Here is a 25,394-nt window from a genome sequence, read left to right as displayed (position 1 = left end):
GCGAGGCTTTCGGCTTCCTCATGAAGCTGAAACGTAAACCCGCTGAGGCACCACGTTAACAGAATTTTAAATAACTTCACAGGGCGGCGCGGTCCACCGCCGCCTGAATGAATCGCCAAATAGAGTTAACATGAACAGGCCCGGCGAGACCCGTTCTGGCCCCGTTCCAGATTGCAAGCGGTATACCCGGCTATCGACTGTTGCCAGCTCTGGCGCCATGAAAACGGCTTGCCTTTCCAAGCCTTTTTTCGCAAAATTCGCTGAAGGACTTGCAAATAGCGAAAACACCTTTTATGTCACCCCCCGTGGCGCCGGTTCGGCGTTTGATGTGCGGTTGTAGCTCAGTTGGTTAGAGCGCAGGTTTGTGGCACCTGAGGTCGGAGGTTCGAGACCCCCCAACCGTACCATCTCCAATTTCCTAAAATTCCTGAAAATCATTGCAGCGATTTCAAACCCGATTTGGGTTATCGCAAACGCATGTCTTTGCTGCGCGTCGACTGTGCGGTTTCCTCGCTTCCAAAAACCATTTGGCTAAAATCTCTTGCGCTGGTATTGTCCGCCCAACGAAACCTTATGAAAGCCAGCAGCATAGCGTCTACGCTTGTGCGCGGCGAAATGGACAAGACAGTGATCGACCCCGGAAACGGCCCAAAGCCGTCGGAACAAGGGGCGTCGGTGGCAAACAAAGGGAAAGCGAAGCGATCCCGTCGTGGCAAGAAAAACAGGCGTGACGGTAAACCCCGTGACGTTGCTGTGCTGTCGCATGATGTTGCCGCAGATGTTCCGGCCGGTTCCCCCTATGTATCGGCTCTCGAGCCGGATGCCGAACCGCGCAAAAGAAAGCGGCGTCGGCGTTCCCGTGGCAAAGGCACCTCCCATCAGACGCCGCCTGCTGCCAGTGAACAGCCAGAGAATGTCGTCGCAACGGATGCCACCAATCCATCCTCCGTGCCGCCTGCCGGTGGTCGCAAGTCGCGTAACCGCAAGCGGGCTCACCGTGATCCGCGCAGCCGCGATCCGCAGGGTCGCCCGCTGGTTCCCTCCCATGCGCCCCGACATGTTGGCAAGCAGAACGGTCGCGCCAATGGGACGGCTCAGGAACCGCACCGGCAACAATCCGAAATGTCCGCCCGTCACGGCGCCCGCCATCAAGAGCATGGCTCCGAATTCGCAACGGACATGTATGCGGCGCTCGATCTCGGAACCAATAATTGCCGACTGCTGATCGCGCAGCCGACACGGCCCGGCCAGTTCCGGGTCGTCGATGCCTTTTCGCGCATCGTCCGGCTGGGCGAGGGGCTGGTATCGACCGGCCGTCTTTCAGACGATGCCATGGATCGCGCGGTGGAGGCTCTCAAGGTCTGCTCCTCGAAACTTGCTGGACGCCCGATCAGGCGTATGCGCCTCATCGCCACCGAAGCTTGCCGGGCAGCAACCAATGGCGAGGAGTTTCTGGAGCGGGTTACCCGGGAAACCGGGCTCAAGCTTGAGATCATCAGCCGCGAGACGGAAGCGCGTCTCGCCGTTTCGGGTTGCGCTTCCCTAGTCGGGCGTGAAGCCCGTTCGGTGGTGCTGTTCGATATAGGCGGCGGATCGTCGGAAATCGCGGTCATCAAGGTCGGCGAAAACCGTTCCAACCGGCTCGCCAACCACATCACCCACTGGACATCGTTGCCGGTCGGCGTTGTTACCCTCTCGGAACGCCATGGTGGCCGCGATGTGACGCCGGATGTGTTTGCCGCCATGGTGCGGGAAGTCGAAGGCCTGCTGGATGCCTTCCAGTGCCCGCCTCTGGCGCCGCTTGCGCATCACGAGGATTTTCACCTGATCGGAACCTCGGGTACGGTGACGACGCTTGCGGGCGTTCACCTCGACCTGCCGCGCTACGATCGCCGCAAGGTGGATGGCCTCTGGCTTTCAGATACCGAGGTGACGGCGATGCAGGACAAGCTTCTGGCATGGGATTTTGCCGGCCGCGCCGCCAATGCCTGCATCGGTCCTGACAGGGCCGATCTGGTTCTGGCCGGCTGCGCCATCCTCGAGGCCATTCGCCGTCGCTGGCCGGCGCGGCGCATGCGTGTGGCCGATCGCGGGCTGCGCGAAGGCCTGTTGACGGATATGATGGCGGATGACGGCGCATGGCGGCGTAACCGGATAAGGCGCATGCAGATGGCACGGCAGGACAGAACGGAAGGTTTGACATGAGCAAGGCGCCCACAAGCACCAATCGCACCGGCCGAAAGATCGGTCAGAAGGTCAAGAAGACCAAGCTCAAGGCCTCATCGCGCCGCTGGCTGGAACGTCATATCAACGACCCCTATGTGCAGCGCGCCAAGCTGGAAGGCTATCGCGCCCGCGCCGCCTTCAAGCTTCTGGAAATCAACGACAAGCACCAGATCCTGAAGGGTGCCACCCGCATCATCGACCTTGGTGCGGCACCCGGAAGCTGGTCGCAGATCGCTTCTAAGGTTACCGATTCCACCGAGGATGATATCCGCGTCGCCGCTATCGATTTTCTCGAAATCGATCCCATCCCCGGCGTGAAGATCCTGCAGCTCGACTTCCTCGATCCGACCGCACCGGACCAGTTGATGGAGGCCGTTGGCGGCACGCCGGATCTGGTGCTGTCCGACATGGCGGCACCAACCACGGGCCACCAGAAGACGGACCACATCCGCACCATGCATCTGTGCGAAGTCGCGGCCGATTTCGCGGTTCAGGTGCTGGCGGAAGGCGGCCATTTCCTCGCCAAGACCTTCCAGGGCGGCACGGAAAAGGCATTGCTCGACATGCTGAAGAAGAACTTCAAGCAGGTCCTGCATATCAAGCCGGCGTCCTCGCGCTCGGAATCGGTCGAAATGTTCCTGCTCGCCAAGCATTTCAAGGGCCGGACAGCCGAAACGCAGTCCGTTATGCACGTGGATGAGGCGGACGAAGACTAATCATTCTGCCGGTTGCGAGACCTTGCCGCGGTGGCCGGAAACGGCCGCGCCCGCTTGCGCGTCCATGCGGATGATCGGCACGATTGCAAACAGCGAGACCAGCGCCACGATGGTGAAGGCAACGTGGAAATCGGCAAGCTGCAGATGCGAGCCGGATAACATGCTGCTGACTTCCAGGATGGCGGCTGCGAAAGCCACGCCGAGCGCAAGGCTGATCTGTTGCAGCACGGACGCCATCGAAGTTGCCTGACTTGCCTGGCTGTCGTCTATATCGGAATAGCTGAGCGCGTTGGATCCGGTAAAGAAGAAGGAACGGGCAAAGCCCGCCGTGACCAGGCAGATCATGATCAGCGGGTAGGGCGTTTCCGGCGTGAAGAAGCTGTTGGCGAGCGTCGTGAAGGCGCCGACGATGCCGGCTCCGATCAGCGTTGATCTGAACCCCGTTGCGGCAAAGACCCGCTTGGCCATGAATTTCGTGGTGATCGCGCCGATTGCCCCGGCAAAGGTGATCATGCCTGATTGAAACGGGTTGAGCCCGAAACCGATCTGCAACATCAACGGCATCAGGAAGGGAATGGCGCCCGTGGAAATGCGGAAGGCGGTGCCGCCAACGGTGGCCGCCCGGAATGTCGGGTTGCGGAAAATGCGGAAATCCAGAATGGGGGCAGGGTGGTTTGCCGCGTGGCGCACATAAAGAAAGCCGCAGATGAAACCGATGACCGTCGAAGCGATGCCGATGGCGGGCGGCAGTGCCGGAAGGCTGACGACCGACACGCCGAAAACCACGCCCGATGCTGCGAGACCGGATAACACGAAACCCTTGCCGTCCATCGGTGGCGGATTGGTGGTCTCGATTTCCGGCAGGAAGATCGTCGACAGCCAGATGCCGATGACGCCGATGGGCACGTTGATGAGGAAAATCCAGTGCCATGAAAAATAGGTGGTGATGAAGCCGCCGATCGGCGGGCCGGTCAGAGGGCCGACAAGCGCCGGTATCGTCAAAAGCGCCATGGCGGAAACCAGTTCGCTGCGTTGCGTCGTCCGCAGGAGGACGAGGCGGCCAACGGGCGTCATCATCGCCCCGCCCATGCCTTGCAGGAAGCGCGAAACGACGAATTCGAATACCGATGACGAGACCGCGCAGCAGATCGAACCGACGACGAAGACGCCGATGGCGAAACGGAAGATTTTCTTCGCGCCGTATTTGTCGGCCATCCAGCCGCTGATGGGAATGAAGATCGCCAGCGACACCATATAGGCCGTGAGTGCGAGCTTGAGCGTGATCGGACCCACATGAAGATCGGCCGCAATGGCCGGAAGCGACGTTGCGATGACGGTGGAGTCCATCTGCTCCATGAAGAGAGCGACTGCCAGGATCAGGGGAATGATGCGGTTCATGAGGCTGCCTGCGGCTCTCCGCTGCGACAATGGTATCGCAGTTCCTCCTACGCCTGATGGGCCGACTTGCCAACACGTTAATTATCAATTTCTGAAGTTCCGATCAAACCTGCGTGAGGCCGGTTTTCTTGCAACTTTCTCGCTCTATTGTCCGTTGGGCAAAGTGACATTGGCGAGAATCGGGAGAAAAATGATGACTCAATCCTTGAGCATGAGCAGACGCGGCCTTATCGGTGTGGCGGGAGCAAGCGTTCTCGGCGCGCCGCTTCTGATGGCGCGCACCGCAACGGCGCAGACGAACCAGCCGCAAACTTCCATGGAGATCAAACACGCCATGCCGCCTGAAACCAATCGCTTCAAGCTTGGTAATTTCGAAGTGCTTGTCGTGAAGGATGGCGCGCGCGCCGCGCCCAATCCGGGCGAGACCTTCGGCACCGATCAGTCGGCGGAAACCGTCGGCAAGCTGCTGGAAGACAATTTTCTGCCGAAGGAGCAATTCGTCAATTCCTTCTCGCCGGTTCTCGTAAATACCGGCACGGACCTCGTGCTGTTCGACACGGGTTTCGGCGAGTCCGGCCGTGGCGCCGGTAACGGCCGTCTTATCGAAGGCATGGCGGCTGCCGGTTACTCTCCTGACGACGTGACCGTGGTGGTGTTGACCCACATGCACGGCGACCACATTGGCGGATTGATGGAAAAGGGCGCGCCGGCCTTCCCCAAGGCGCGTTATGTTTTCGGCCAGGCGGAATATGATTTCTGGACGGACGAGAAGCGGGTTGGCACGCCTGCCGAAGGCGGCCAGAAGGGCGTCATCGCCAACGTCAAACCGCTGGCGGAAAAGGCGACCTTCATCGGCGACGGCGCTGACGTGGTTTCCGGCATCACCGGCATTGCGGCGTTTGGCCATTCGCCGGGCCACATGATCTTCCGTGTCGAATCCGAAGGCAAGCAGCTGATCCTGACGGCTGATACGGCCAACCATTTCGTCCTGTCGCTGCAAAAGCCGGATTGGGAAGTGAAGTTCGACATGGATAAGGCGGCGGCAGCTGCAACCCGCAAGAAGGTCTACGACATGATCGCCACGGACCGGCTGCCGTTCCTCGGCTATCACATGCCTTTCCCGGCGGTCGGTTACGCGGAAAAGCTGGATACGGGGTACCGTTTCGTGCCGAAGTCCTACCAGTTCGACATCTGATGCATATCGCGCAAAAGCGTTAAGCGGTTTTGCGATAACGACATGCGTAAAAACAAGCAGTTAAAGCGCGTCGTGCGGAACAAGGATCCACAGGACGCTCTTTAACGCCTGCTGCAATGCAGCAACAGAATAAGCCCGGAAGGTCATTCCGGGTTTTTTCTATTTCCTTCCTGTCATGAACGTGTTACCAGCCCTCGCCAACTTCCAAGCAATCCTTGCAGGGCGCCGGGGTGAACTTTTCGTTCCGGGACGGCCACGCATTTTCATTATGAAGGAATTTGGTCATGGCACGCATCATTCAAACACCCACTGGTTTGGACGCTCTCACATTTGACGATGTGTTGCTGCAACCCGGACATTCCGAGGTTATGCCGGGACAGACGAATATCGCCACCCGCATTGCCCGTGATATCGATCTCAACCTGCCGATCCTCTCTTCCGCCATGGACACGGTCACGGAAGGCCGCCTTGCCATCGCCATGGCGCAGGCCGGCGGCATCGGCGTCATCCACCGCAACCTTACCCCCATCGAACAGGCCGAAGAAGTCCGGCAGGTAAAGAAGTTCGAGAGCGGCATGGTCGTCAACCCGGTCACCATCGGCCCGGATGCCACGCTGGCAGAAGCACAGGCTTTGATGAAGGCGCACGGCATTTCCGGCATTCCGGTGGTTGAAAACGGCGGTGCCGGCGGCCACAAGAATGGCCGTCTCGTCGGCATTCTGACAAACCGCGACGTGCGTTTCGCATCCGATCCGCAGCAGAAGATCTATGAACTGATGACCCGCGAAAACCTTGTTACGGTCAAGGAAAGCAGCGTCGATCAGCAGGAAGCGCGCCGTCTGCTGCACAAACATCGCATTGAAAAGCTGCTGGTGGTGGATGGAAAGGGCAATTGCGTCGGCCTCATCACCGTCAAGGATATGGAGAAGTCGCAGCTCAACCCCAACGCCACCAAGGATGCGCAGGGCCGTCTTCGCGCCGCTGCCGCAATCAGCGTCGGTGCCGATGCCATCGAGCGCGCAGAACGCCTCATCGATGCCGGTGTTGACCTTCTGGTCGTCGATACCGCGCATGGCCATTCGCAGCGCGTGCTCGATGCCGTTTCGGTGGTCAAGAAGATGTCGAACTCCGTTCGCATCATCGCCGGCAATGTTGCGACCGCTGACGGCACCAAGGCACTGATCGATGCCGGCGCCGATGGCGTCAAGGTCGGTATCGGCCCTGGTTCCATCTGCACCACCCGTATCGTCGCCGGCGTTGGCGTTCCGCAGCTTGCTGCGATCATGGCCTCGGTCGAAGTGGCCAATGCTGCAGATATTCCTGTCATCGCCGATGGCGGCATCAAGTTCTCGGGCGATCTGGCGAAGGCTATTGCCGCCGGCGCCTCCGCCGTCATGATCGGCTCGCTTTTGGCCGGCACGGACGAAAGCCCGGGCGAAGTGTTCCTCTATCAGGGCCGTTCCTTCAAGGCCTATCGCGGCATGGGTTCCGTTGGCGCCATGGCGCGCGGCTCCGCCGACCGTTATTTCCAGGCGGAAGTGCGAGACACGCTGAAGCTCGTTCCGGAAGGTATCGAAGGTCAGGTTCCCTATAAGGGTCCGGTCTCCGGCGTCCTGCACCAGCTGGCCGGTGGCCTGAAGGCTGCCATGGGTTATGTCGGCGGCGGCACGATCAAGGAATTCCAGGAGCGCGCCACCTTCGTGCGCATTTCCAGCGCGGGCTTGCGCGAAAGCCACGCCCATGACGTGACGATCACTCGCGAAAGCCCGAACTACCCCGGCGCGGTTTGATCTTTCGAACCGAATCCGCAACAACATAGTCTCAGTATTTGGCGCTCCCCGATTCATGCCGGATCGGGGAGCGTTATTGTGATTGGAGGAGAAAGCATGTCACCAACGACCGCAATGTTCTGGCCGATGATAGCCCATGCATTTCTCGTGTTCGTTCTTTACGCCCTACTGCTTTACCGCCGCAAAAAATACACGCTGACGGACCGTGACACCGCGCTCAGATATCGCGATACGGGACAGGAAGGGCGCGAAAGCTATCTGGTCAACCGAAACATTGCCAACCAGTTCGAGCTTCCGGTTCTCTTCCACCCCGTCTGCCTGCTGCTTTATATTACCGACGCGGACAATATCGTTACCGTCGTTCTGGCCTGGCTGTTCGTGATTTCCCGTTATGCGCACTCCTTCGTTCACGTCACCAGCAACCGTTTGCGTTATCGTGCGCCATTGTTCGCGATTGGTTTCGCGCTTCTCGTCTGCCTCTGGGGCTGGCTCGCCATCTGGTTGGCGCTGGAGTGAGATGGCACCGTAAGGTTGCTTCATAAGTGAGACAATCGCGCCTCTAAAATGCTGCGATTTGCGATGGGTCAATTCCGTGACGCCCCATCCCCGGTAGTCTCTGCCTCGCCGTCGAGAATTTCAGGCGAGCAGAGATTAGGGAGTATGTCATGGCTAAAACAATGAAGGCCGCGGTTGTCCGCGCATTTGGCAAACCGCTGACCATCGAGGAAGTGGCGATACCGGATCCCGGCCCGGGTGAAATTCTCATCAATTACAAGGCGACCGGCATTTGCCACACGGACCTGCACGCCGCAACGGGCGATTGGCCGGTCAAACCCAATCCACCATTCATCCCCGGCCATGAAGGCGTCGGCTACGTCGCCAAGATCGGCGCTGGCGTGACCGGCATCAAGGAAGGCGACCGCGCCGGCACGCCGTGGCTTTACACCGCCTGCGGATGCTGCATTCCGTGCCGTACCGGCTGGGAAACTCTTTGCCCAAGTCAGAAGAACTCGGGTTATTCCGTCAATGGCAGCTTTGCGGAATACGGGCTTGCCGATCCGAAATTCGTTGGCCGACTTCCCGACAATCTGGAATTCGGTCCCGCTGCACCCGTGCTCTGCGCCGGTGTCACCGTCTACAAGGGTCTCAAGGAAACCGAAGTGAGGCCCGGCGAATGGGTGGTCATATCGGGCATTGGCGGGCTTGGTCATATGGCCGTGCAATATGCCAAGGCCATGGGCATGCATGTCGTTGCCGCCGATATTTATGACGACAAGCTGGAGCTTGCGAAAAAGCTGGGCGCGGATTTTACCGTCAACGGTCGGGCGCCGGATGCGGTGGAACAGGTGCAGAAGGCGACCGGCGGCGTCCACGGCGCGCTCGTGACGGCGGTTTCGCCCAAAGCCATGGAGCAGGCCTACGGTTTCCTGCGCTCCAAGGGCACGATGGCACTTGTTGGCCTGCCGCCGGGCTTCATCTCCATTCCGGTTTTCGAAACGGTGCTGAAGCGCATCACGGTGCGTGGCTCCATCGTCGGCACGCGGCAGGATCTGGAGGAGGCGCTTTCCTTCGCTGGTGAAGGCAAGGTAGCCGCTCACTTCTCCTGGGACAAACTCGAAAACATCAACGACATCTTCCGTCGCATGGAAGAGGGCAAGATCGACGGCCGTATCGTCGTGGACCTTGCCGCCTGAGACAGATGACCAGCGGCGGCGCTCACGCAAAAGTGTGCCGCCGCTTGTTCACCGGGCGACGATCTGCGCTATCCTCCCTGTGCATCTGCGCGTTCAGGGAGAAGAGAGCGATGGACGACAAGCCGAAGATTACGCAGGCCATGATCGACGCTTACGATGAATATACCCATCTCAGCCTCGATCGCCGCAAATTCATGGAAAAGCTCAGCCTGCTTGCCGGCTCCGGCGCAGCTGCTGCCGCAATCGCGCCGCTTCTTTCGGCCAACAGCGCCCGTGCGGCAATCGTCGCGCCTGATGATGCGGGTATCGTTGCGGAAGAGGTGACCTATCCCGCCCCCGGTGGCGAGATGAAGGGCTATCTCGTCACGCCGAAATCGGTTTCCGGCCCCATTGGCTCGGTTATCGTCATCCATGAAAACCGGGGCCTGAACGACCATATCCGCGATGTGGCAAGACGCGTGGCGCTTGCGGGGTTCAGGGCGCTTGCGGTTGATTTTCTGTCGCCGCAGGGCGGCACGCCTTCGGACGAGGATAAGGCACGGGAGATGTTCAGCGGCCTCGATATGGACGCAACAGTCGCCAATGCCGAAGCCGGTCGGGTGTGGCTCGCTGCAAGGCAGGGTGCGAACGGCAAGGTTGGTGCGGTCGGTTTCTGCTGGGGCGGCGGGCTGGTCAACCGGTTCGCCACCAAATCGGCAGGCCTGAATGCCGGTGTCGCCTATTACGGCCAGCAACCGCCGGCGGCCGATGTGCCTGCTATCAAGGCGCCCCTGCTGTTACAGTATGCCGGTCTGGACGAGCGCATCAATGCCGGTATCGACGCGTATAAAAAGGCGCTGGAGCAAAACGGCAAAACCTTCGAAATCTTCGTTTATGACGGCGTCAACCACGCCTTCAACAACGATACGTCCTCGGCGCGATACGACAAGGCCGCGGCCGATCTCGCCTGGGGCCGGACAACGGAGTTCTTCAAAAAATATCTGGCGTGATGGGGTTTTGGTCCGCTGTGACGGACAACCCCTGAAATTCCACTCTAGACGCCGCCAGCCCCGCGTTTCAAATGCTCATCAAGCCGGGGCATGATCTCAACGAAATTGCAGGGCAGGTGGCGGTAATCGAGCTGGGCTTTGAGAATACCGTCCCAGGCATCCTTGCAGGCGCCGGGAGAGCCGGGCAGCACGAAGATGAAGGTGGCGTTTGCCACGCCGCCGGTCGCCCGTGACTGGATGGTGGCGGTGCCGATCTTTTCATAGGAAATGCGATGGAAGATGGCGGAAAAGCCGTCCATGCGCTTTTCGAAGAGGGGTTCCAGCGCCTCGGGTGTCACGTCGCGGCCTGTAAAGCCGGTGCCGCCGGTGGTGATGACCACATCCACGCTCCCGTTGAGCGTCCAGTCGCGCACGGTGTTGAAAATAGCAGCCTTGTCGTCTGCCACGATGGTGCGGGCGGCGACCTTGTGTCCGGCTTCCTCTATGCGTGCGACTAGCGTGTCGCCGGACTTGTCATTCTCAAGCGTGCGGCTGTCCGAAACGGTCAGAACCGCGATGCCGAGGGGAATGAAGGGTCTTTCGCCTGCCATGGCCTTATCCTCGAATTGTGTTGTCTTCAGATGGTCCGCGTCGCCTGAAAATACCAGCCGGGGCGCTTGTTTCGAAGCGATGTTTCCGCTTTTTGGGCGGCCTCGAAGGAATGAAATAGTCCAAAACAGGTGGCACCCGAACCGGACATGCGCACAAGGGAAGCACCTTCCTGCAACAGCATACCGGCGATTGCGCCGATATCCGGCAGGAGTGCCTTCGCGGGGACTTCCAGATCGTTTCGGCTTTGCGCCAGAAAATCCATCCAGCCGCCTTCTTTCCGCTCCGGCAGGGGCGGGTTGGCCTTGTCGAGCAATCGCCGAAAAATCTCCGGCGTCGAGACCGCTTTCAGAGGGTTGGCCAGCACCAGAAAGAATTCCGGCAGATCGGAGACCGGCTCGATATCCTCGCCGATACCTCGTGCGATGAGTGGGCGGCTTTCAAGGCACATCGGCACGTCAGCGCCAAGCGCAAGCGCGATGGGTGCGAGATTTTCAGAAACAATCCCGGCATTCCAGTGCCGCAACAGCGCCCGCAGTGTCGCTGCCGCATCCGCTGAGCCGCCGCCAATCCCGGAGGCGACCGGCAGGTTCTTTTCGAGATGGATGGCAACCGGGCGTGCCGATTGACCTGCCGCCACAAGCGCATCACGCAAAAGGTCTCTGGCACGGACGACGAGATTGTTGCCGCCATCGCCTGCGCGCAGCAGATCGCCAAACGGGCCGGAGATGGAGAAAGTGTCGGCATCGGCATCACGAACATGGATCGCGTCGCCTGCTTCGGTGAAGGTCACCAGCGTCTCGAGCAGATGATAACCATCTGCCCGCTGACCGGTTACATGCAGTGCCAGATTGATCTTGGCCGGGGCCGCCTCGGTTGTTTCGACAGCCCCGGTAATGTCATCCGCGCGCATGTCGCGTCAGGATTTCTTGTCCGGGGCAGGGGCAACAGGGGCCGGTGCTGGCGGAGCCGGCGGCTGCGGCGCGGCCTCCTTCTTGGCGGTGTTTTCGGCGTCCTTTTCCAGCGGCGGCAGGCCGTTGGCAATCTTTTCCTTCACCTTGGCCTTGTCCAGATCGTCATTGTCGCCAATCAGCGCGCGGTTCCACTGATACACGGCCTCGATCTTGCGACCGACACGCCAGTAGGCATCGCCCAGATGATCGTTGATAGTCTGATCGCCGGCCTTGAGCTCGATTGCCCGCTCCAGTTCGGTCACGGCCTGGTCAAATGCGCCCAGCCGGAAATGCGCCCAGCCAAGCGAATCGACGATGTAGCCGTCATTCGGCCGAAGCTCGACCGCGCGGCTGATCATCTTCATCGCTTCGTCGAGGTTGATACCCTTGTCCACCCAGGAATAGCCGAGATAGTTCAGCACCTGCGGCTGTTCCGGGTTGAGTTCGAGCGCACGCTTGAAGTCCGGCTCGGCCTTGTCCCATTCCTTCAGGCGCTCATGGGCGATGGCGCGCTGGAAGAACACGGTCCAGTCCGACTTCTGCGGCACGGCACCGATCACCTCGACAGCCTTGTCGTAGTTTTCGGCCATGGCCTTGTAGTCCTTGGCGTCGGAAAGCACGCTGCCATAGGCGAGGTAAGAACGGATATCCTTCGGATCGGATTGCAGCAGGGATTGCAGGTGGTTGCGCGCTTCCTCCACCTTGCCCGTCTGCGCCAGCGTCAGCCCGAGCTGCAGCTCGGAGATGCGGTGCATCGGCGAATCTTTCGGCACGTCGCGGTAGAAGGCGATGGCGCGGTCGGGCTGTTTCATCGCCTCGGCAAGTCCGCCGAGAAGGATCAGCGTATCGGCGCTTTGCGGATCGAGCGCCCGCGACGTCTGAAGGTAAAGCGTGACGATCTCTTCGGCACCTTCGCGGTTCAGCGCGCCCGCGATGGAAAACATCACGGAAGCCGCGCCTTCAACGGCATTGGTGATCTGCTGCGGCGGCTTCTCGCCCTTCTCGATGGATTGGCGAAGCGCTTTGAGAGGCGCATAGTTCGGCGCAAAAGTGTCGCCGACCGCAATTGCGTCCAGCGCCTTCTGCTTGTTGCCGGCTGAAGCTTCCAGCCGTGCAAGCGCCATCACCGCGCGCATATAGGTGTCGGAAGCGGTTGCCCCGCCTTCACGATCCGTCACGGCCTCATTGAGGCTCTTGCGGGCAGCATCTGTGTTGCCGGAGACAAGGGCGATCGCCGCGGCATTGTATTTCTGGAAAATCGAAATCCAGCCCGGACCCTTCATGTTGTTGACGAGGGCCAGCGCTTCCTTGGGCTTGCCTGAACCGGCGCGCGCCCATGCCGTCAGAAGCGTGTTGACCATGCGGTCGAGATCGTTCGGGCCGGTATATTTCAGGATTTTCTCGGCTTTGACGAATTCCTTGTCCTTGATGGCGTCGAGGCCGCGCACGATGGTCGTCACGCGTTCGACGGAGGTATCGTCCTTCATCGAATCGGCAATCTTGGCGCCAGCCTCGAAATTGCCGCTCAAGAGTTCGGCGATCATCAGGCGCTGGCGGATTTCCGAATTGGCCGGATCGAATTCCAGCGCCTTCTTGTAGAGCGAAATCGCGGTGGGGTAATCCTGATCGACATCGGCATTGCGCGCGGCAAGGAATGCGCCGGAGAAGGTATTTACCTTGGCAGGATCGAAAGTAACGGCCTTGGCTTCCGTTTTCGTCTCCGCAAAGCCGGGGCTTGCACCCGCGCCAAGTGCGAGAGCGGCGGCAAGAGCCGCGCTGCAGAGAAGACGAAGTGCTGGTTTACGCCGCATGAGGGAACCTTTGCCTTTGTGCAGAAGCACGGAAAAATCAGTTTCCATTGTTTGGTCACGATAGAATGGCTTTTTTGAAGCAACCCCGCAAGAAATTATGGCCCGCGCCACAATCTCCCCTTGCGGGACACCCAGTCCGAAACAGCGGCGGACGGTCTTGTCCATCCGCCGTTTGCCTGAGGCCTCCAGCGTCAGTTGAGACGCTCGATGCAGAAGTCGATGACTTCCAGAAGCGCGTTTTTCCACGGGCTTTCCGGCAGCGGTGCAAGCGCATCGCGGGCAATGGTGCCGTAATGCGTGGCGCGGCCGATCGTATCGCCAAGACCGTTGTATTTGGTGATGAGACCGAGCGCCTTTTCGAGGTTCTCGTCGCTGCTTTCACCGTTTTCGATGGCGTTGCGCCAGAAGGCGCGCTCATCCTGCGTGCCGCGGCGATAGGACAGGATGACCGGCAGGGTTATCTTGCCCTCACGGAAATCGTCACCCGTATTCTTGCCGAGATCGGCGGATTTGCCGCCGTAATCCAGCACGTCGTCAACGAGCTGGAAGGCGAGGCCGAGATTCATGCCGTAGGATTTCAGCGCGCTGCGGCTTGCCTTGTCGGTTTTGGCGACGATGGGGCCAACTTCCGCGGCCGCTGCAAAAAGGGCGGCCGTCTTGGCGCGAATCACCTGCAGATAATCGTCCTCGGTCGTTTCCATGTTCTTGGCGACCGAAAGCTGCAGCACTTCGCCTTCGGCGATGACCGAAGCGGCGGTGGACAGCACATCGAGCGCATCCAGCGAGCCGACATCCACCATCATGCGGAAGGCTTGGCCGAGCAGGAAGTCGCCGACGAGAACGCTTGCCTGGTTGCCCCAGATGGTGCGGGCGGTGGATTTGCCACGGCGCAGATCGCTTTCATCCACCACGTCGTCATGCAGCAGCGTCGCCGTGTGCATGAATTCCACGCTGGTGGCGAGCTTGATATGGTGGTCGCCCTCGTAACCGAACATCGAGGCAGAGGCCAGCGTCAGCATCGGCCGCAGGCGTTTGCCTCCGGACGAGATCAGATGGTTGGCCACCTCAGGTATCATCTGGACATCGGAACCGGCTCTGGAGAGGATAAGCTGGTTCACCCGTTCCATGTCGGCACGGGTCAGGTCGACAAGCGGCTTGACGGATGCGAGTTTGTTTTTGCTTTCTTCAAGCGGTATGACGACGCCCAAGGGACAGGACTCCTGTTCGAATTTGAGTTCGACAATAAAAACTGGCGCCTGTCGCGGCAAGGGGCGAATTGCCGCTAGCCATTCAAAAAAATGGGAATTTGGGGCTTATCCATGCGTGAACTGATCCGTACCAACGATGCCGTGCTGTTATCCTTCGCCGAAAGCCTGATGAAGGACGCCGGCATCCATTGCCTTGTCGCCGATCAGGCAATGAGCATTCTGGAAGGTTCGCTCGGTCTTTTGCCCCGCCGGTTCCTGGTGGAGGAAGACCGCGCCGGTGAGGCCCGCCGCATTCTCGTGGATGCCGGTCTGGGCGACGAATTGCGCAACGAAGAGGCGTAAACGAACGTGGGCGGTGAGATTTCGGAAACTTTGGATGCGTTTCACCGGGGCCGTTTTCACATTCTCCAGCCCAAGGGCAGGGGGCACCGCGCCGGCATGGACGCCATGCTTCTTGCCTCGATGGTGGCGGACGAGCGCGCCTGCCGTATAGCCGATCTCGGCGCGGGCGCGGGCGCGGCAGGTTTCGCGGTCGCCACGCGGCTTGAAAAGGCCGAAGTGACCCTGTTCGAACGTTCGCCGGAAATGGTGGAATTTGCCCGCCGCAGCCTGGCATTGCCGCAAAATGCCGCTTTTTCCGCCCGTATCAGCGTGTGTGAGGCCGACGTGACGCTGCGTGGCAAGGCGCGCGTCGAGGCCGGTCTGCCGGACGGGCATTTTCACCACGTCATCATGAACCCGCCCTATAATGATGCAGGTGACCGCCGCACGCCCGATGCGCTGAAGGCTGAGGCCCACGCCATGACAGAGGGCCTGTTCGAGGACTGGATCAGGACCGCAGGTGCTATCACGGTTCCAGGCGGGCAGCTTTCCCTTATTGCACGGCCGCAATCGGTGGCGGAGATCATTGCCGCGTGTGGCAGCCGTTTCGGCGGCATCGAGATCACACTCATCCACCCACGCCCCGGCGAGGACGCGGTGCGCATGCTCGTAACGGCGATCAAGGGGTCGCGGGCGCGGCTGTCGTTCCGGGCGCCGCTCGTCATGCACGAGACCGGCAGCCATGCCTTCACGCCCATCGTGGATGACCTGAATAATGGCCGCACCGCCTATCGCCGTAATGTAAAGGCAATCGGGCCTGGCCTATAAATTCGCCGTTCCTCCGGCCGCAAACCATTGTGTTTTGCAGGGCAATACATACATCCGTGACGAACAGGCAAATGCTGCGAGGAGTGAATTGTGGGTTTTCTGAAGTATCTGGTGCCGAAACGCTTTCGCAAAAAAGAACTCGTCATCCCGGTTGTGCGCATGCATGGCGCCATCATGGCTGGCGGCAACCAGTTCCGCCCCGCTCTCAATCTTGCCTCCTATGCACCGCTGCTGGAAAAGGCCTTTGCCATCAAGGACGCGCCAGCCGTCGCCATTTCCGTGAATTCTCCCGGTGGCTCGCCGGTGCAGGCGCGAATGATCTATAATCGCATCCGCCAGCTTGCCGAGGAAAAGGACAAGAAGGTCCTGATCTTCGTTGAGGATGTGGCGGCCTCCGGTGGCTACATGATCGCGCTTGCCGGCGACGAGATCATCGCCGACCCCACCTCCATCGTCGGTTCGATCGGCGTCGTTTCCGGTGGTTTCGGTTTCCCCGAAATGTTGAAGAAGATCGGGGTGGAGCGCCGCGTCTATACCGCCGGCGAGAACAAGGTCATCCTCGATCCCTTCCAGCCGGAAAAAGAGGGCGACATCGAATATCTGAAGTCGCTTCAGGTCGAAATCCACAATGTTTTCATCGATATGGTCAAGATGCGCCGCGGTGCAAAATTGAAGGGCGATGAGACGGTCTTCTCCGGCCTGTTCTGGACCGGTATGCGTGGCCTGGATCTCGGCCTGATCGACGGCTTGGGCGACATGAGGGAAGTTCTGCGCCGCCGTTACGGGACGAAGGTCAAGCTTCAGCTCGTCACCGGCGGGCGCTCGCTGTTCGGCAAAAAAGTGCCGGGCGTGAATGCGGCACTCGGCCTCAATGCCGAAAGGCTTGCGGCAGGCGCCGTCTCGGGACTTGCGGAAGTTGCCGAAGAAAAGGCATTGTGGTCGCGTTTCGGTCTATGATGTCGCAGGAATAGGGCCTTATGGCGCAGCTTATTACAATTGTTCTTCTGGTGGTGGGATCCGTCATCCTCTACCGCCGCTTCGTTCGCGATGCGGAAAAGCTTTCGGCAAAATCGAAGCAGCGCGAAAAGGAACGCGAAACCGGCGCCATCGGCACGCTGATCAAGGATCCCGAAACCGGCGAATACCGCGTGAAGCGTGAGGATGAGACGTAAGCCGGTGTCTCCACGCATAAATCCTTGACCCCTTCGCCATGCCGTGGCACCAGTCCGCATCCGAAGTAAGTCAGTGCTTACTTATCCTCACAACGCCGCGATGACTGCAATGACCGATATTCCAGACCATATGAACCCCAAGCGTTCCTTTCAGGCGCTGATCCTGACGCTGCACAATTACTGGGCCGACAAAGGCTGCGCGGTGTTGCAGCCCTATGATATGGAAGTGGGCGCTGGTACGTTTCATCCGGCAACGACGCTGCGCGCGCTGGGCCCGAAGCCGTGGAAGGCTGCCTATGTGCAACCCTCGCGCCGGCCTTCTGATGGTCGCTACGGTGAAAACCCCAACCGTTTGCAGCATTATTACCAGTATCAGGTCATTCTGAAGCCCAACCCTTCCAACCTTCAGGAACTCTATCTCGGTTCGCTGAAGGCCATCGGTCTCGATCCGCTGCTGCATGATGTGCGCTTCGTTGAAGACGACTGGGAAAGCCCGACGCTCGGCGCCTGGGGTCTCGGCTGGGAGTGCTGGTGCGACGGTATGGAAGTGTCGCAATTCACCTACTTCCAGCAGGTCTGCGGCATCGAATGCTCGCCGGTCGCTGGCGAACTGACCTACGGTCTGGAGCGTCTGGCCATGTATGTTCAGGGCGTCGACAATGTCTACGACCTCAACTTCAACGGCCGCGAGGGTGAAGAGAAGATCTCCTATGGTGACGTCTTCCTGCAGGCCGAGCAGGAATACTCCCGCCATAATTTCGAATTTGCCGACACCGGCATGCTGCATCGCCATTTCATCGACGCGGAAAAGGAATGCCTGGCGCTTCTCGCCGCGGGCGCGCCGGGTGATGATGATAATCAGCGCCTGCATAAATGCGTGTTCCCGGCCTATGACCAGTGCATCAAGGCAAGCCATGTCTTCAACCTGTTGGATGCGCGCGGCGTGATCTCGGTGACGGAACGCCAGAGCTATATCCTGCGCGTGCGCACGCTGGCAAAAGCCTGCGGCGAAGCCTTCCTGCTCACGGATGCGGGCGGGTTGAACTGGAACAGGGCCGCCTGAACCTTTATGTAAGGCGGGGCAACAGTCTAACGTGCGGGTGCCGTTGCGGCGCTCGCGCCTCTTGAGGAGGGGTCGGGAATGTTCATCACGCTGGCAATCATCGCGGCAATCGCGCTCTATGTCGTCTTCATCTATAACGGCCTCGTCAAGGCGAGGCAGATGAAGGAGGAGGCGTGGTCGGGCATCGACGTGCAGTTGAAACGCCGCGCCGATCTCATTCCCAATCTCATCGAGACCGTGAAGGGCTACGCGGCGCATGAAAAAAGCACCTTCGAAGAGGTGATTGCCATGCGCAACCGGGCCCAAGCCGTGCCGGCTGGCGATGTCGAAGGCCGCGCCCAGGCGGAAGGCATGCTGTCGCAGGCGCTCGGTAAGCTCTTTGCGCTCGCTGAAGCCTATCCTGATCTGAAAGCCAACACGAACTTTCTGGAATTGCAGCGCTCGCTGGAAACAATCGAGGGCGAACTGCAGATGTCGCGCCGTTATTACAATGGCGCCGCGCGCGATCTGAACGTCAGGGTGGAAAGCTTTCCATCCAATCTGATCGCCGGCCAGTTCGGTTTTGCCAAGGCACCTTATTTCGAGATCGACAACCCGGCCGACCGCGCCGTGCCGACCGTGAAATTCTAAGGCCACCGTTCCCAGGGTCCAAATCCTCCCGCCGACATTCCTGTATTCCGGCTCTCTGCCGCATTCTTTGACAAGACGACGATCATGATCGAACTGACCATCACCCCGCCCGGCCACCCGCTTTCCGGCAAGGTAGAGCCACCCGGCTCCAAATCCATCACCAACCGCGCGCTTCTGCTGGCTGGCCTCGCCAAGGGAAAAAGCCGCCTAACCGGCGCGTTGAAGAGCGATGATACGCTCTATATGGCCGAAGCCCTGCGCGCCATGGGCGTTAAGGTGACAGAACCTGACGCCACGACCTTCGTGGTGGAGGGTACAGGCGTGCTTCAACAGCCGGAAAAGCCGCTTTTTCTTGGCAATGCCGGCACAGCCACTCGGTTCCTGACTGCGGCTGCAGCACTGGTGGATGGCGCCGTCATCATCGATGGCGACGAGCACATGCGCAAACGCCCGATCATGCCGCTGGTGGAAGCGCTGCGCGCCCTCGGCGTCGAAGCGGATGCGCCGACCGGCTGCCCGCCAGTTACCGTGCGGGGCAAGGGCATGGGTTTCCCGAAGGGCAGCGTCACCATCGATGCCAACCTCTCCAGTCAGTATGTGTCGGCACTTCTGATGGCGGCCGCCTGCGGCGACAAGCCTGTCGATATCATCCTCAAGGGCGAGGAAATCGGCGCGAAGGGTTATATCGACCTCACCACATCAGCCATGGAAGCTTTCGGTGCGAAGATTGAGCGAGTTAGCAACGCCATCTGGCGCGTGCATCCGACAGGTTACACGGCAACCGATTTCCACATCGAACCGGATGCATCCGCCGCCACGTATCTGTGGGGCGCGGAACTTCTGACCGGCGGTGCGATCGACATCGGCACGCCCGCCGACAAGTTCACCCAGCCGGATGCCAAGGCCTATGAGGTCATGGCGCAGTTTCCGCATCTGCCCGCTGAAATCGACGGTTCGCAGATGCAGGACGCCATTCCGACCATCGCCGTTCTCGCCGCGTTCAACGAAACGCCAGTACGTTTCGTCGGCATTGCCAATCTGCGTGTGAAGGAATGCGACCGCATCCGCGCCGTCTCGCTCGGCCTCAACGAAATCCGCAACGGTCTGTCACATGAGGAAGGCGACGACCTGATCGTGCATGCCGACCCGGCGCTGGCCGGTCAGACGGTCGATGCCTCCATCGATACTTTTGCCGATCACCGCATCGCCATGAGCTTTGCGCTGGCGGCGCTGAAGATCGGCGGCATCGCCATCCAGAACCCGGCCTGCGTTGGCAAGACGTATCCGGGCTACTGGAAGGCGCTCGCCTCGCTCGGCGTCGACTATAACGAAAAGGAAAGTGCTGCCGAGCCGCAGCACTGAAACCGGCTGGAGGAGACCGCCCCGTGAAGACCATCGCCGCAAGACTTCTCGCGCTGCTTGTCTTCCTGGGCGCGACCTGCCCGGCCTTTGCGGAAGAATTCATCCGCTCCTATCATTCCGTCGTCGAGGTTGCGAAGAGTGGCGAACTGACGGTGACGGAAACCATCACCGCCCGTGCCGAAGGCCAGAACATCAAGCGTGGCATCTTCCGCGATTTCCCGCTTTATGCGCTGGATGCGAATAACCGACGCACCAAGGTGGATTTTAACGTCGTATCGGTGGAGCGAGACGGCGCGCCGGAGAGCTGGCGCACCGAGAATATCGATGGCGGCATCCGCATTTATACCGGCAGCGCCGACCGTTTTCTTCCGACCGGCGAGCATATCTTCCAGATCACCTACACCACCGCCCGGCAGATCCGTTATTTCAGCGACTATGACGAACTCACCTGGAATGTCACCGGCAATGGCTGGCAGTTTCCGATGGGTGAGATTTCCGCCACCATCACTTTGCCACAGGGCGTGAAGGCCACCGATACTGCCGTTTTCACCGGTCCACTCGGTGCCAAGGGCAAGGATGCGCGCATTTTGAGCGAAGGCAACGAGGTGTTTTTTGCCTCTACCCGCCCGTTTTCAGTGGGCGAGGGCATGACAGTTGCCGTGAAGTTACCGAAGGGCGCCATTGCCGCCCCCGACTCCTCCCAGGAGGCAGGTTGGTGGCTACGTGACAATCTTGCCATCCTGCTTTCGGGCGGCGGGCTTTTCGCAGTGCTGCTCTATTATCTGCGAGCATGGTTCGCGGTCGGCCGTGATCCGGCCAGGGGCGTAGTCGTGCCGCGCTGGGATGCACCGGAGGGGCTTTCGCCGGCTCTGGTCAATTACGTTGATAACAGGGGTTTTTCCGGCGCAGGCTGGACAGCGCTGTCCGCCTCCGCCCTTGATCTGGCGGTCAAGCGTTATGTCGTTCTGGAGGATCTGAAGAACTCCATCGTCATCCGCCGCACGCAAAAGCAGGCTGGGGCGGAGTTGCCGAGCGGGCAGAAGACGCTGTTGTCCTCCATCGGTGGTCCGGGCGAGACGCTCACCATCGACAAGGCGCATGGAACGGAAGTCGAAAAAGTCGGCAAGCAGTTTCGCGCGGCGATAGAGAAAGAGCACCGCGGCAAATATTATCGCAGCAACGCCGGTTACATCGTTTTCGGCATCTTCTTCAGCGTCGCCATCATCGTCGCGACGCTGGTGTTCGGTGATCTCGATGAAAGCGCCATTGCCGCCGTGCTGGTCTTCGGCTTTTTCGCCTTCTTCTTCAGCATCCTGTCGATCGGCATCGGCCGACAGTTCTCGCGTGGCGCGTCGTTGAGCAAGCGCATCGGCGGCATCGTCATGCTGGCCTTTGCCGGTTTTGTGGCTTTTTCGGTCATTGGCGGCATTGCCACACAGATCCTGCTGGATGTGACGCATGACACCAAGTCGCTGGCGCTGGCCGCCATTGGCGGCATCGTGCTTACCAACGCGCTGTTCCTGTTCCTGATGGGTGCGCCGACGCCGCTCGGCCGCAAGCTGATGGACGGCATCGAGGGCCTCAGAACCTATCTGACGCTGGCGGAAAAGGACCGGATGAATATGGCGGATGCCCCCGCCATGTCGCCGCAGCATTTTGAGACATTGCTGCCCTATGCGGTCGCGCTCGGCGTGGAAAAACCCTGGAGCCGTACCTTCGAGACCTGGCTCGCGACAGCCGCCGCTGGTGCCGCCGCGGCAAGTTATGCGCCCGGCTGGTATTTGGGCAGCAATTACGGCAGCTTCGGAGACCGGATTGGTGGGTTCTCCACTTCCATGGCGAATACAATCGCTTCCACCATTCCACAGCCTGTCAGCTCATCTTCCTCCAGCTTTTCAGGTGGCGGTGGCGGTGGTTCTTCCGGTTCGGGCGGCGGCGGCGGTGGTGGTGGCGGCTGGTAACGTCCACCGGCGGTAATTTAACCGATAGCTGATGACTTTTGCCGCTGGTCTTGCTAAGTCCGCGACACTCTTTTGCAACAGATTAAAGTCCTTATCCCATGCCCGATCTTCTGCTTGAACTTCGCTCCGAGGAAATCCCCGCACGCATGCAGCGCAAGGCGGCGGGCGATCTGAAGAAACTCGTCACTGACGCCTTGGTGGAGAGAGGGCTGACCTATGAGGGTGCGCGCGAATATTGGACGCCGCGCCGCCTGACGCTGGATATTAGGGGCCTCAACGCCCGCTCCGCCGATGTGCGTGAGGAAAAGAAGGGTCCGCGCACCGATGCCAACGAAAAGGCGATTGAGGGCTTTCTGCGCGGCGCTGGCCTTAATGATGTCTCCGAGGCTCAGGTCGTTTCCGATCCGAAGAAAGGCGATTTCTACATCGCCATCATCAACAAGCCCGGCCGCCCGGCGGAAGAGATCATCGCCGAGTTGATGCCCGGCATCATCCGCTCCTTCCCCTGGCCGAAATCCATGCGCTCCGGCCCGGCCTCCATGCCGAAGGGTTCCAGCTATGCCGGCATCGAAGGCAAGGGCTCGGAGAGCCTGCGCTGGGTGCGCCCGCTGCAATCCATCGTCTGCCTGTTCGGCCCCGAACATGACGAAACCCAGGTCATTCCCTTTGTCATCGACGGCATCGTCGCTGGCAACGTTACCTATGGCCACCGTTTCCATGCGCCGGGTCCGATCACCGTGCGCCGTTTCGAGGATTATGTCTCGAGCCTTGAAAAGGCGAAGGTCATTCTCGATGCCGACCGCCGCAAGGATATCATCCTGCACGATGCCAAGGATCTGGCATTTGCCAACGGCCTTGAGCTGGTGGAAGACGAAGGCCTGCTGGAAGAAGTCTCCGGCCTTGTTGAATGGCCGCAGGTGCTGATGGGCACTTTCGAGGAGGATTACCTGCAAATCCCGGCGGAAATCATCCGGCTGACCATCAAGACCAACCAGAAGTGTTTTGTCACCCGCAATCAGGGTGCGGAAGAGGGTCTTTCCAACCGCTTCATCCTGATCTCGAACATCGAGGCAAGCGACGGCGGCAAGGAAATCATCCATGGCAACGGCAAGGTCGTCCGCGCCCGCCTGTCGGATGCCCGCCATTTCTGGAACCGTGACCAGGGCGATCTGCCTGATCTGGAGACGCTGAAGGATTCGGCTGCGAAATTTGGCCTCGATCTCAAGAAGCCGCTCGACCAGCGCATGGCCAAGCTCGATGCGCTGAACGTTACCTTCCATGCCAAGCTCGGCACTCAAGGGCAGCGTGTGGCCCGCATTCGCGAACTGGCCAAGGCTCTGGCCCCCGTCGTCGGTGCCGATGCTGCTCTGGTGGACCGCGCCGTGGTGCTGGCGAAAGCCGACCTGCGCACCGAAGCCGTCGGCGAATTCCCCGAGCTTCAGGGCCTGATGGGCCGAAAATACGCAACCTTGCAGGGCGAAAACGAAAGTGTCGCCGCGGCGATCGAGGATCACTACAAGCCGCAGGGTCCCTCCGACCGCCTGCCAGCCGACAAGGTGGCGATTACGGTTGCTCTCGCCGACAAACTCGACACGCTCGTCGGCTTCTGGGCCATCGATGAAAAGCCTACCGGTTCGAAGGATCCCTTCGCACTGCGCCGTGCGGCGCTGGGCGTGGTTCGTATTCTGCTTGAAAAGAACGTGCGCCTGCCGCTCTTGAGCGTCGCGAAGGATACTGACCTTCTCTCCTTCTTCCACGACCGCCTGAAAGTCTATCTGCGCGACCTCGGCGCCCGTTACGATCTGATCGACGCCGTCCTGACGCCGGAATCCGACGACCTGCTGATGATCGCCCGCCGTGTCGAGGCGCTGACCGCCTTCATCACCGGCGAAGATGGCCGGAACCTGCTGGCCGGTGCAAAGCGCGCCACCCAGCTTCTGGCCGCAGAGGAAAAGAAGGGCACCGTGGTTGCGAACAGCGTTTCAGAAGAACTGCTGAAGCTCGACGCCGAAAAGGCGCTTTACGCGGCGATCAAGACCGCTTCCGCCGATGCCGCAAAGGCCGTCGAGACGGAAGATTTCCGCTCCGCCATGCAGGCGCTCTCGACGCTTCGCGCGCCCGTCGACAAGTTTTTCGAGGATGTTCTCGTCAACGATGAGGACGCGGCCATCCGCGCAAACCGTCTGGCGCTGTTGAAGGCCATTCGTGAAGCCACCGGAACGGTTGCGGATTTCTCGAAGATTACCGGCTGAGACAGGCTTGCCAATGGTAATGTTTATGTTACCATTGGCCCATGAAGGTCGTTGAATATCTGGACCCGAACGGATCGAGCCCATTTGGGCGATGGTTCGTAAAGATCGAGGCGCTTGCCGCGTCGAAGGTAACGATTGCCGTGACCCGGATGGGGCAGGGCAATCTCTCCAACGTAAAATCCGTTGGCTCCGGTGTTCTCGAATACCGGATCGATTATGGTCCCGGATATCGTGTCTATTTCGGTCGTGACGGCGATGAGCTGGTGATCCTGCTGATTGGCGGAACCAAGGCCCGGCAGCAGAACGACATCGAAGCGGCCAAGGCCTTCTGGCAGGATTATAAATCCAGAAAGGGCGCCCGAAAGGGTGCCGGGACGGGTGAGTGACATGGCGCTAACGCGGGAATTCAAACAGACAGTCAAGGCGAGGGCGGAAAAAGACCCAGCCTTCCGGGCGGCTCTCTTGTCGGATGCTGTGGAACTGTTGCTGGAGGGAGATGTCGAAACCGGCAAGTCGGTATTGCGAGATTTCATCAACGCCACGATCGGTTTCGAGACTTTATCCAAACACGTGGATGTGCCTGCGAAAAGCCTGATGCGCATGTTCGGCCCGAAGGGAAATCCCCGGGCCGATAATCTGTTTAGTGTCATTCAAGCGCTTCAGAAGAACTCGGGTATACATCTCGCTGTCGCAGCGGCCTGATGATCACCAAAATCCTAATCAGCGCCTGTCTCCTCGGCCAGGCGGTCCGCTATGACGGCAAGGGCAAACCTCTCGTCCACCCGGCGATAGACCGCTGGCGGGATGAAGGCAGGCTGGTGGCGATCTGTCCGGAAATGGCGGGCGGCATGTCCGTGCCGCGCCCGCCGGCAGAAATCGAGAAGGGAGCTTCCGGTCTCGATGTGATGGAAGGCCGCGCCCGGGTGCTGGAAGTAACCGGCGGCGATGTCACGGCGGAATTTATTGCCGGTGCGGAAAAGGCGTTGGCCCTTGCTAAAGCCAATGGCTGCACGCACGCGCTGTTGATCGACGGCAGCCCGTCCTGCGGATCGGTCGCGATCTATGACGGCTCGTTCTCCGGCATCAAACATGCGGGCAATGGCGTGACGGCGGCGCTGCTTGAAAGAGCGGGAATTACGGTCTTTTCGCCTGCCGATATCGACCGGCTGGATACTCTGACACGTTGAAACAAAAAAACGCCGGAGTTCCCTCCGGCGTTTTCGTTTATCCATCACCT

Annotated in this window: 24 protein-coding genes and 1 tRNA gene; 20 read left to right on the top strand and 5 right to left on the bottom strand. The window is 60.0% G+C overall.

Translation table 11 applies throughout. The annotated features are described in order from the left end of the window. The first annotated feature begins 330 nt into the window (after nt 1-330). From ASD46_RS04265 to ASD46_RS04255, 3 genes are all read left to right on the top strand, one after another. Nucleotides 331-407, top strand: a tRNA-His gene (locus ASD46_RS04265). A gap of 166 nt (nt 408-573) precedes the next feature. Then, the gene (locus ASD46_RS04260) at nt 574-2,205 is read left to right on the top strand and encodes a Ppx/GppA phosphatase family protein (protein ID WP_025592521.1); all 1,632 of its coding nucleotides are present in this window, start codon (nt 574-576) and stop codon (nt 2,203-2,205) included. Beyond that, a complete protein-coding gene (locus ASD46_RS04255; RefSeq protein ID WP_003515161.1) occupies nt 2,202-2,942 on the top strand; it encodes an RlmE family RNA methyltransferase in 741 nt (246 codons plus the stop codon). The genes ASD46_RS04260 and ASD46_RS04255 overlap by 4 nt, the downstream gene beginning before the upstream one ends. Here the strand turns inward: ASD46_RS04255 and ASD46_RS04250 are convergent, their stop codons facing one another. After that, the gene (locus ASD46_RS04250; RefSeq protein WP_003515163.1) at nt 2,943-4,340 is read right to left on the bottom strand and encodes an MDR family MFS transporter; all 1,398 of its coding nucleotides are present in this window, start codon (nt 4,338-4,340) and stop codon (nt 2,943-2,945) included. Nucleotides 4,341-4,533: 193 nt separating this feature from the next. Here ASD46_RS04250 and ASD46_RS04245 point away from each other — a divergent pair, with 193 nt between their 5' ends. From ASD46_RS04245 to ASD46_RS04220, 5 genes are all read left to right on the top strand, one after another. Continuing rightward, nucleotides 4,534-5,535, top strand: coding sequence for an MBL fold metallo-hydrolase (locus ASD46_RS04245; RefSeq protein ID WP_025592523.1), 1,002 nt, complete (start codon nt 4,534-4,536; stop codon nt 5,533-5,535). 284 nt (nt 5,536-5,819) lie between these two features. Continuing rightward, nucleotides 5,820-7,325 carry an IMP dehydrogenase gene (gene guaB, locus ASD46_RS04235; RefSeq protein WP_003515165.1) on the top strand — a complete coding sequence of 502 codons (1,506 nt, stop codon included), beginning with the start codon at nt 5,820-5,822 and terminating at the stop codon, nt 7,323-7,325. 114 nt (nt 7,326-7,439) lie between these two features. Next, nucleotides 7,440-7,841 (top strand): MAPEG family protein, encoded by a 402-nt coding sequence (locus ASD46_RS04230; RefSeq protein WP_003515166.1) that lies wholly within the window; start codon nt 7,440-7,442, stop codon nt 7,839-7,841. A gap of 149 nt (nt 7,842-7,990) precedes the next feature. Continuing rightward, nucleotides 7,991-9,019, top strand: coding sequence for an alcohol dehydrogenase AdhP (gene adhP / locus ASD46_RS04225; RefSeq protein WP_003515167.1), 1,029 nt, complete (start codon nt 7,991-7,993; stop codon nt 9,017-9,019). Between the two features lie 110 nt (nt 9,020-9,129). Then, a complete protein-coding gene (locus ASD46_RS04220) occupies nt 9,130-10,008 on the top strand; it encodes a dienelactone hydrolase family protein (protein ID WP_025592524.1) in 879 nt (292 codons plus the stop codon). A 44-nt stretch (nt 10,009-10,052) separates the two neighbouring features. On the opposite strand, the gene moaB is transcribed toward ASD46_RS04220, so the two are convergent. The 4 genes from moaB to ASD46_RS04200 all read right to left on the bottom strand — a co-directional run bounded on the left by moaB (nt 10,053) and on the right by ASD46_RS04200 (nt 14,568). Next, entirely contained in the window at nt 10,053-10,598 is a 546-nt protein-coding gene (gene moaB, locus ASD46_RS04215; RefSeq protein ID WP_003515169.1) for a molybdenum cofactor biosynthesis protein B, read from the bottom strand. Between the two features lie 26 nt (nt 10,599-10,624). After that, nucleotides 10,625-11,509 carry a 4-(cytidine 5'-diphospho)-2-C-methyl-D-erythritol kinase gene (locus ASD46_RS04210; protein ID WP_025592528.1) on the bottom strand — a complete coding sequence of 295 codons (885 nt, stop codon included), beginning with the start codon at nt 11,507-11,509 and terminating at the stop codon, nt 10,625-10,627. A gap of 6 nt (nt 11,510-11,515) precedes the next feature. Continuing rightward, on the bottom strand, nt 11,516-13,360 hold the full coding sequence (locus ASD46_RS04205; protein ID WP_013635516.1) for a tetratricopeptide repeat protein: 1,845 nt from the start codon (nt 13,358-13,360) through the stop codon (nt 11,516-11,518). A 191-nt stretch (nt 13,361-13,551) separates the two neighbouring features. Next, on the bottom strand, nt 13,552-14,568 hold the full coding sequence (locus ASD46_RS04200) for a polyprenyl synthetase family protein (protein ID WP_003515172.1): 1,017 nt from the start codon (nt 14,566-14,568) through the stop codon (nt 13,552-13,554). 111 nt (nt 14,569-14,679) lie between these two features. On the opposite strand from ASD46_RS04200, the gene ASD46_RS04195 reads away from it, so the two are divergent. The 12 genes from ASD46_RS04195 to ASD46_RS04140 all read left to right on the top strand — a co-directional run bounded on the left by ASD46_RS04195 (nt 14,680) and on the right by ASD46_RS04140 (nt 25,344). Further along, on the top strand, nt 14,680-14,910 hold the full coding sequence (locus tag ASD46_RS04195; RefSeq protein ID WP_003515173.1) for a DUF2007 domain-containing protein: 231 nt from the start codon (nt 14,680-14,682) through the stop codon (nt 14,908-14,910). 6 nt (nt 14,911-14,916) lie between these two features. After that, the gene (locus tag ASD46_RS04190) at nt 14,917-15,717 is read left to right on the top strand and encodes a tRNA1(Val) (adenine(37)-N6)-methyltransferase (protein WP_025592531.1); all 801 of its coding nucleotides are present in this window, start codon (nt 14,917-14,919) and stop codon (nt 15,715-15,717) included. A gap of 87 nt (nt 15,718-15,804) precedes the next feature. After that, nucleotides 15,805-16,674 carry a S49 family peptidase gene (locus ASD46_RS04185; protein ID WP_025592532.1) on the top strand — a complete coding sequence of 290 codons (870 nt, stop codon included), beginning with the start codon at nt 15,805-15,807 and terminating at the stop codon, nt 16,672-16,674. Nucleotides 16,675-16,694: 20 nt separating this feature from the next. Further along, nucleotides 16,695-16,889 carry an NfeD family protein gene (locus ASD46_RS04180; protein ID WP_003515179.1) on the top strand — a complete coding sequence of 65 codons (195 nt, stop codon included), beginning with the start codon at nt 16,695-16,697 and terminating at the stop codon, nt 16,887-16,889. A gap of 100 nt (nt 16,890-16,989) precedes the next feature. Then, nucleotides 16,990-17,952 (top strand): glycine--tRNA ligase subunit alpha, encoded by a 963-nt coding sequence (locus ASD46_RS04175; RefSeq protein WP_013635520.1) that lies wholly within the window; start codon nt 16,990-16,992, stop codon nt 17,950-17,952. A gap of 78 nt (nt 17,953-18,030) precedes the next feature. Next, nucleotides 18,031-18,582 (top strand): LemA family protein, encoded by a 552-nt coding sequence (locus tag ASD46_RS04170; protein WP_025592535.1) that lies wholly within the window; start codon nt 18,031-18,033, stop codon nt 18,580-18,582. An 84-nt stretch (nt 18,583-18,666) separates the two neighbouring features. Next, nucleotides 18,667-19,944 carry a 3-phosphoshikimate 1-carboxyvinyltransferase gene (gene aroA, locus ASD46_RS04165; RefSeq protein ID WP_025592537.1) on the top strand — a complete coding sequence of 426 codons (1,278 nt, stop codon included), beginning with the start codon at nt 18,667-18,669 and terminating at the stop codon, nt 19,942-19,944. A gap of 23 nt (nt 19,945-19,967) precedes the next feature. Next, the gene (locus tag ASD46_RS04160; protein WP_060641857.1) at nt 19,968-21,905 is read left to right on the top strand and encodes a DUF2207 domain-containing protein; all 1,938 of its coding nucleotides are present in this window, start codon (nt 19,968-19,970) and stop codon (nt 21,903-21,905) included. A 98-nt stretch (nt 21,906-22,003) separates the two neighbouring features. After that, on the top strand, nt 22,004-24,157 hold the full coding sequence (glyS, locus tag ASD46_RS04155; RefSeq protein WP_060641856.1) for a glycine--tRNA ligase subunit beta: 2,154 nt from the start codon (nt 22,004-22,006) through the stop codon (nt 24,155-24,157). 41 nt (nt 24,158-24,198) lie between these two features. Then, complete coding sequence (locus ASD46_RS04150; RefSeq protein WP_025592539.1) at nt 24,199-24,543, top strand: type II toxin-antitoxin system RelE/ParE family toxin; 345 nt, start codon at nt 24,199-24,201, stop codon at nt 24,541-24,543. 1 nt (nt 24,544) lies between these two features. Next, the gene (locus tag ASD46_RS04145) at nt 24,545-24,859 is read left to right on the top strand and encodes a DNA-binding protein (RefSeq protein WP_003515190.1); all 315 of its coding nucleotides are present in this window, start codon (nt 24,545-24,547) and stop codon (nt 24,857-24,859) included. Then, nucleotides 24,859-25,344 (top strand): DUF523 domain-containing protein, encoded by a 486-nt coding sequence (locus ASD46_RS04140; protein ID WP_025592541.1) that lies wholly within the window; start codon nt 24,859-24,861, stop codon nt 25,342-25,344. Before ASD46_RS04145 ends, ASD46_RS04140 begins: the two co-directional genes overlap by 1 nt. The last annotated feature ends 50 nt before the right edge of the window (nt 25,345-25,394 follow it).

It is taken from the genome of Rhizobium sp. Root491, assembly GCF_001427205.1.
GTDB lineage: Bacteria > Pseudomonadota > Alphaproteobacteria > Rhizobiales > Rhizobiaceae > Agrobacterium > Agrobacterium tumefaciens.
The sequence above is the reverse complement of the archived record's forward strand: the minus strand, read 5'-3'. Positions and strand labels throughout refer to the sequence as shown.

Bases quoted from the DNA above. Each gene is read 5' to 3' on its own strand.
- ASD46_RS04260 (WP_025592521.1), top strand. From the start codon at position 574: ATGAAAGCCAGCAGCATAGCGTCTACGCTTGTGCGCGGCGAAATGGAC.
- ASD46_RS04255 (WP_003515161.1), top strand. From the start codon at position 2,202: ATGAGCAAGGCGCCCACAAGCACCAATCGCACCGGCCGAAAGATCGGT.
- ASD46_RS04250 (WP_003515163.1), bottom strand. From the start codon at position 4,340: ATGAACCGCATCATTCCCCTGATCCTGGCAGTCGCTCTCTTCATGGAG.
- ASD46_RS04245 (WP_025592523.1), top strand. From the start codon at position 4,534: ATGACTCAATCCTTGAGCATGAGCAGACGCGGCCTTATCGGTGTGGCG.
- guaB (WP_003515165.1), top strand. From the start codon at position 5,820: ATGGCACGCATCATTCAAACACCCACTGGTTTGGACGCTCTCACATTT.
- ASD46_RS04230 (WP_003515166.1), top strand. From the start codon at position 7,440: ATGTTCTGGCCGATGATAGCCCATGCATTTCTCGTGTTCGTTCTTTAC.
- adhP (WP_003515167.1), top strand. From the start codon at position 7,991: ATGGCTAAAACAATGAAGGCCGCGGTTGTCCGCGCATTTGGCAAACCG.
- ASD46_RS04220 (WP_025592524.1), top strand. From the start codon at position 9,130: ATGGACGACAAGCCGAAGATTACGCAGGCCATGATCGACGCTTACGAT.
- moaB (WP_003515169.1), bottom strand. From the start codon at position 10,598: ATGGCAGGCGAAAGACCCTTCATTCCCCTCGGCATCGCGGTTCTGACC.
- ASD46_RS04210 (WP_025592528.1), bottom strand. From the start codon at position 11,509: ATGCGCGCGGATGACATTACCGGGGCTGTCGAAACAACCGAGGCGGCC.
- ASD46_RS04205 (WP_013635516.1), bottom strand. From the start codon at position 13,360: ATGCGGCGTAAACCAGCACTTCGTCTTCTCTGCAGCGCGGCTCTTGCC.
- ASD46_RS04195 (WP_003515173.1), top strand. From the start codon at position 14,680: ATGCGTGAACTGATCCGTACCAACGATGCCGTGCTGTTATCCTTCGCC.
- ASD46_RS04180 (WP_003515179.1), top strand. From the start codon at position 16,695: ATGGCGCAGCTTATTACAATTGTTCTTCTGGTGGTGGGATCCGTCATC.
- ASD46_RS04175 (WP_013635520.1), top strand. From the start codon at position 16,990: ATGACTGCAATGACCGATATTCCAGACCATATGAACCCCAAGCGTTCC.
- ASD46_RS04170 (WP_025592535.1), top strand. From the start codon at position 18,031: ATGTTCATCACGCTGGCAATCATCGCGGCAATCGCGCTCTATGTCGTC.
- aroA (WP_025592537.1), top strand. From the start codon at position 18,667: ATGATCGAACTGACCATCACCCCGCCCGGCCACCCGCTTTCCGGCAAG.
- glyS (WP_060641856.1), top strand. From the start codon at position 22,004: ATGCCCGATCTTCTGCTTGAACTTCGCTCCGAGGAAATCCCCGCACGC.
- ASD46_RS04150 (WP_025592539.1), top strand. From the start codon at position 24,199: ATGAAGGTCGTTGAATATCTGGACCCGAACGGATCGAGCCCATTTGGG.
- ASD46_RS04145 (WP_003515190.1), top strand. From the start codon at position 24,545: ATGGCGCTAACGCGGGAATTCAAACAGACAGTCAAGGCGAGGGCGGAA.
- ASD46_RS04140 (WP_025592541.1), top strand. From the start codon at position 24,859: ATGATCACCAAAATCCTAATCAGCGCCTGTCTCCTCGGCCAGGCGGTC.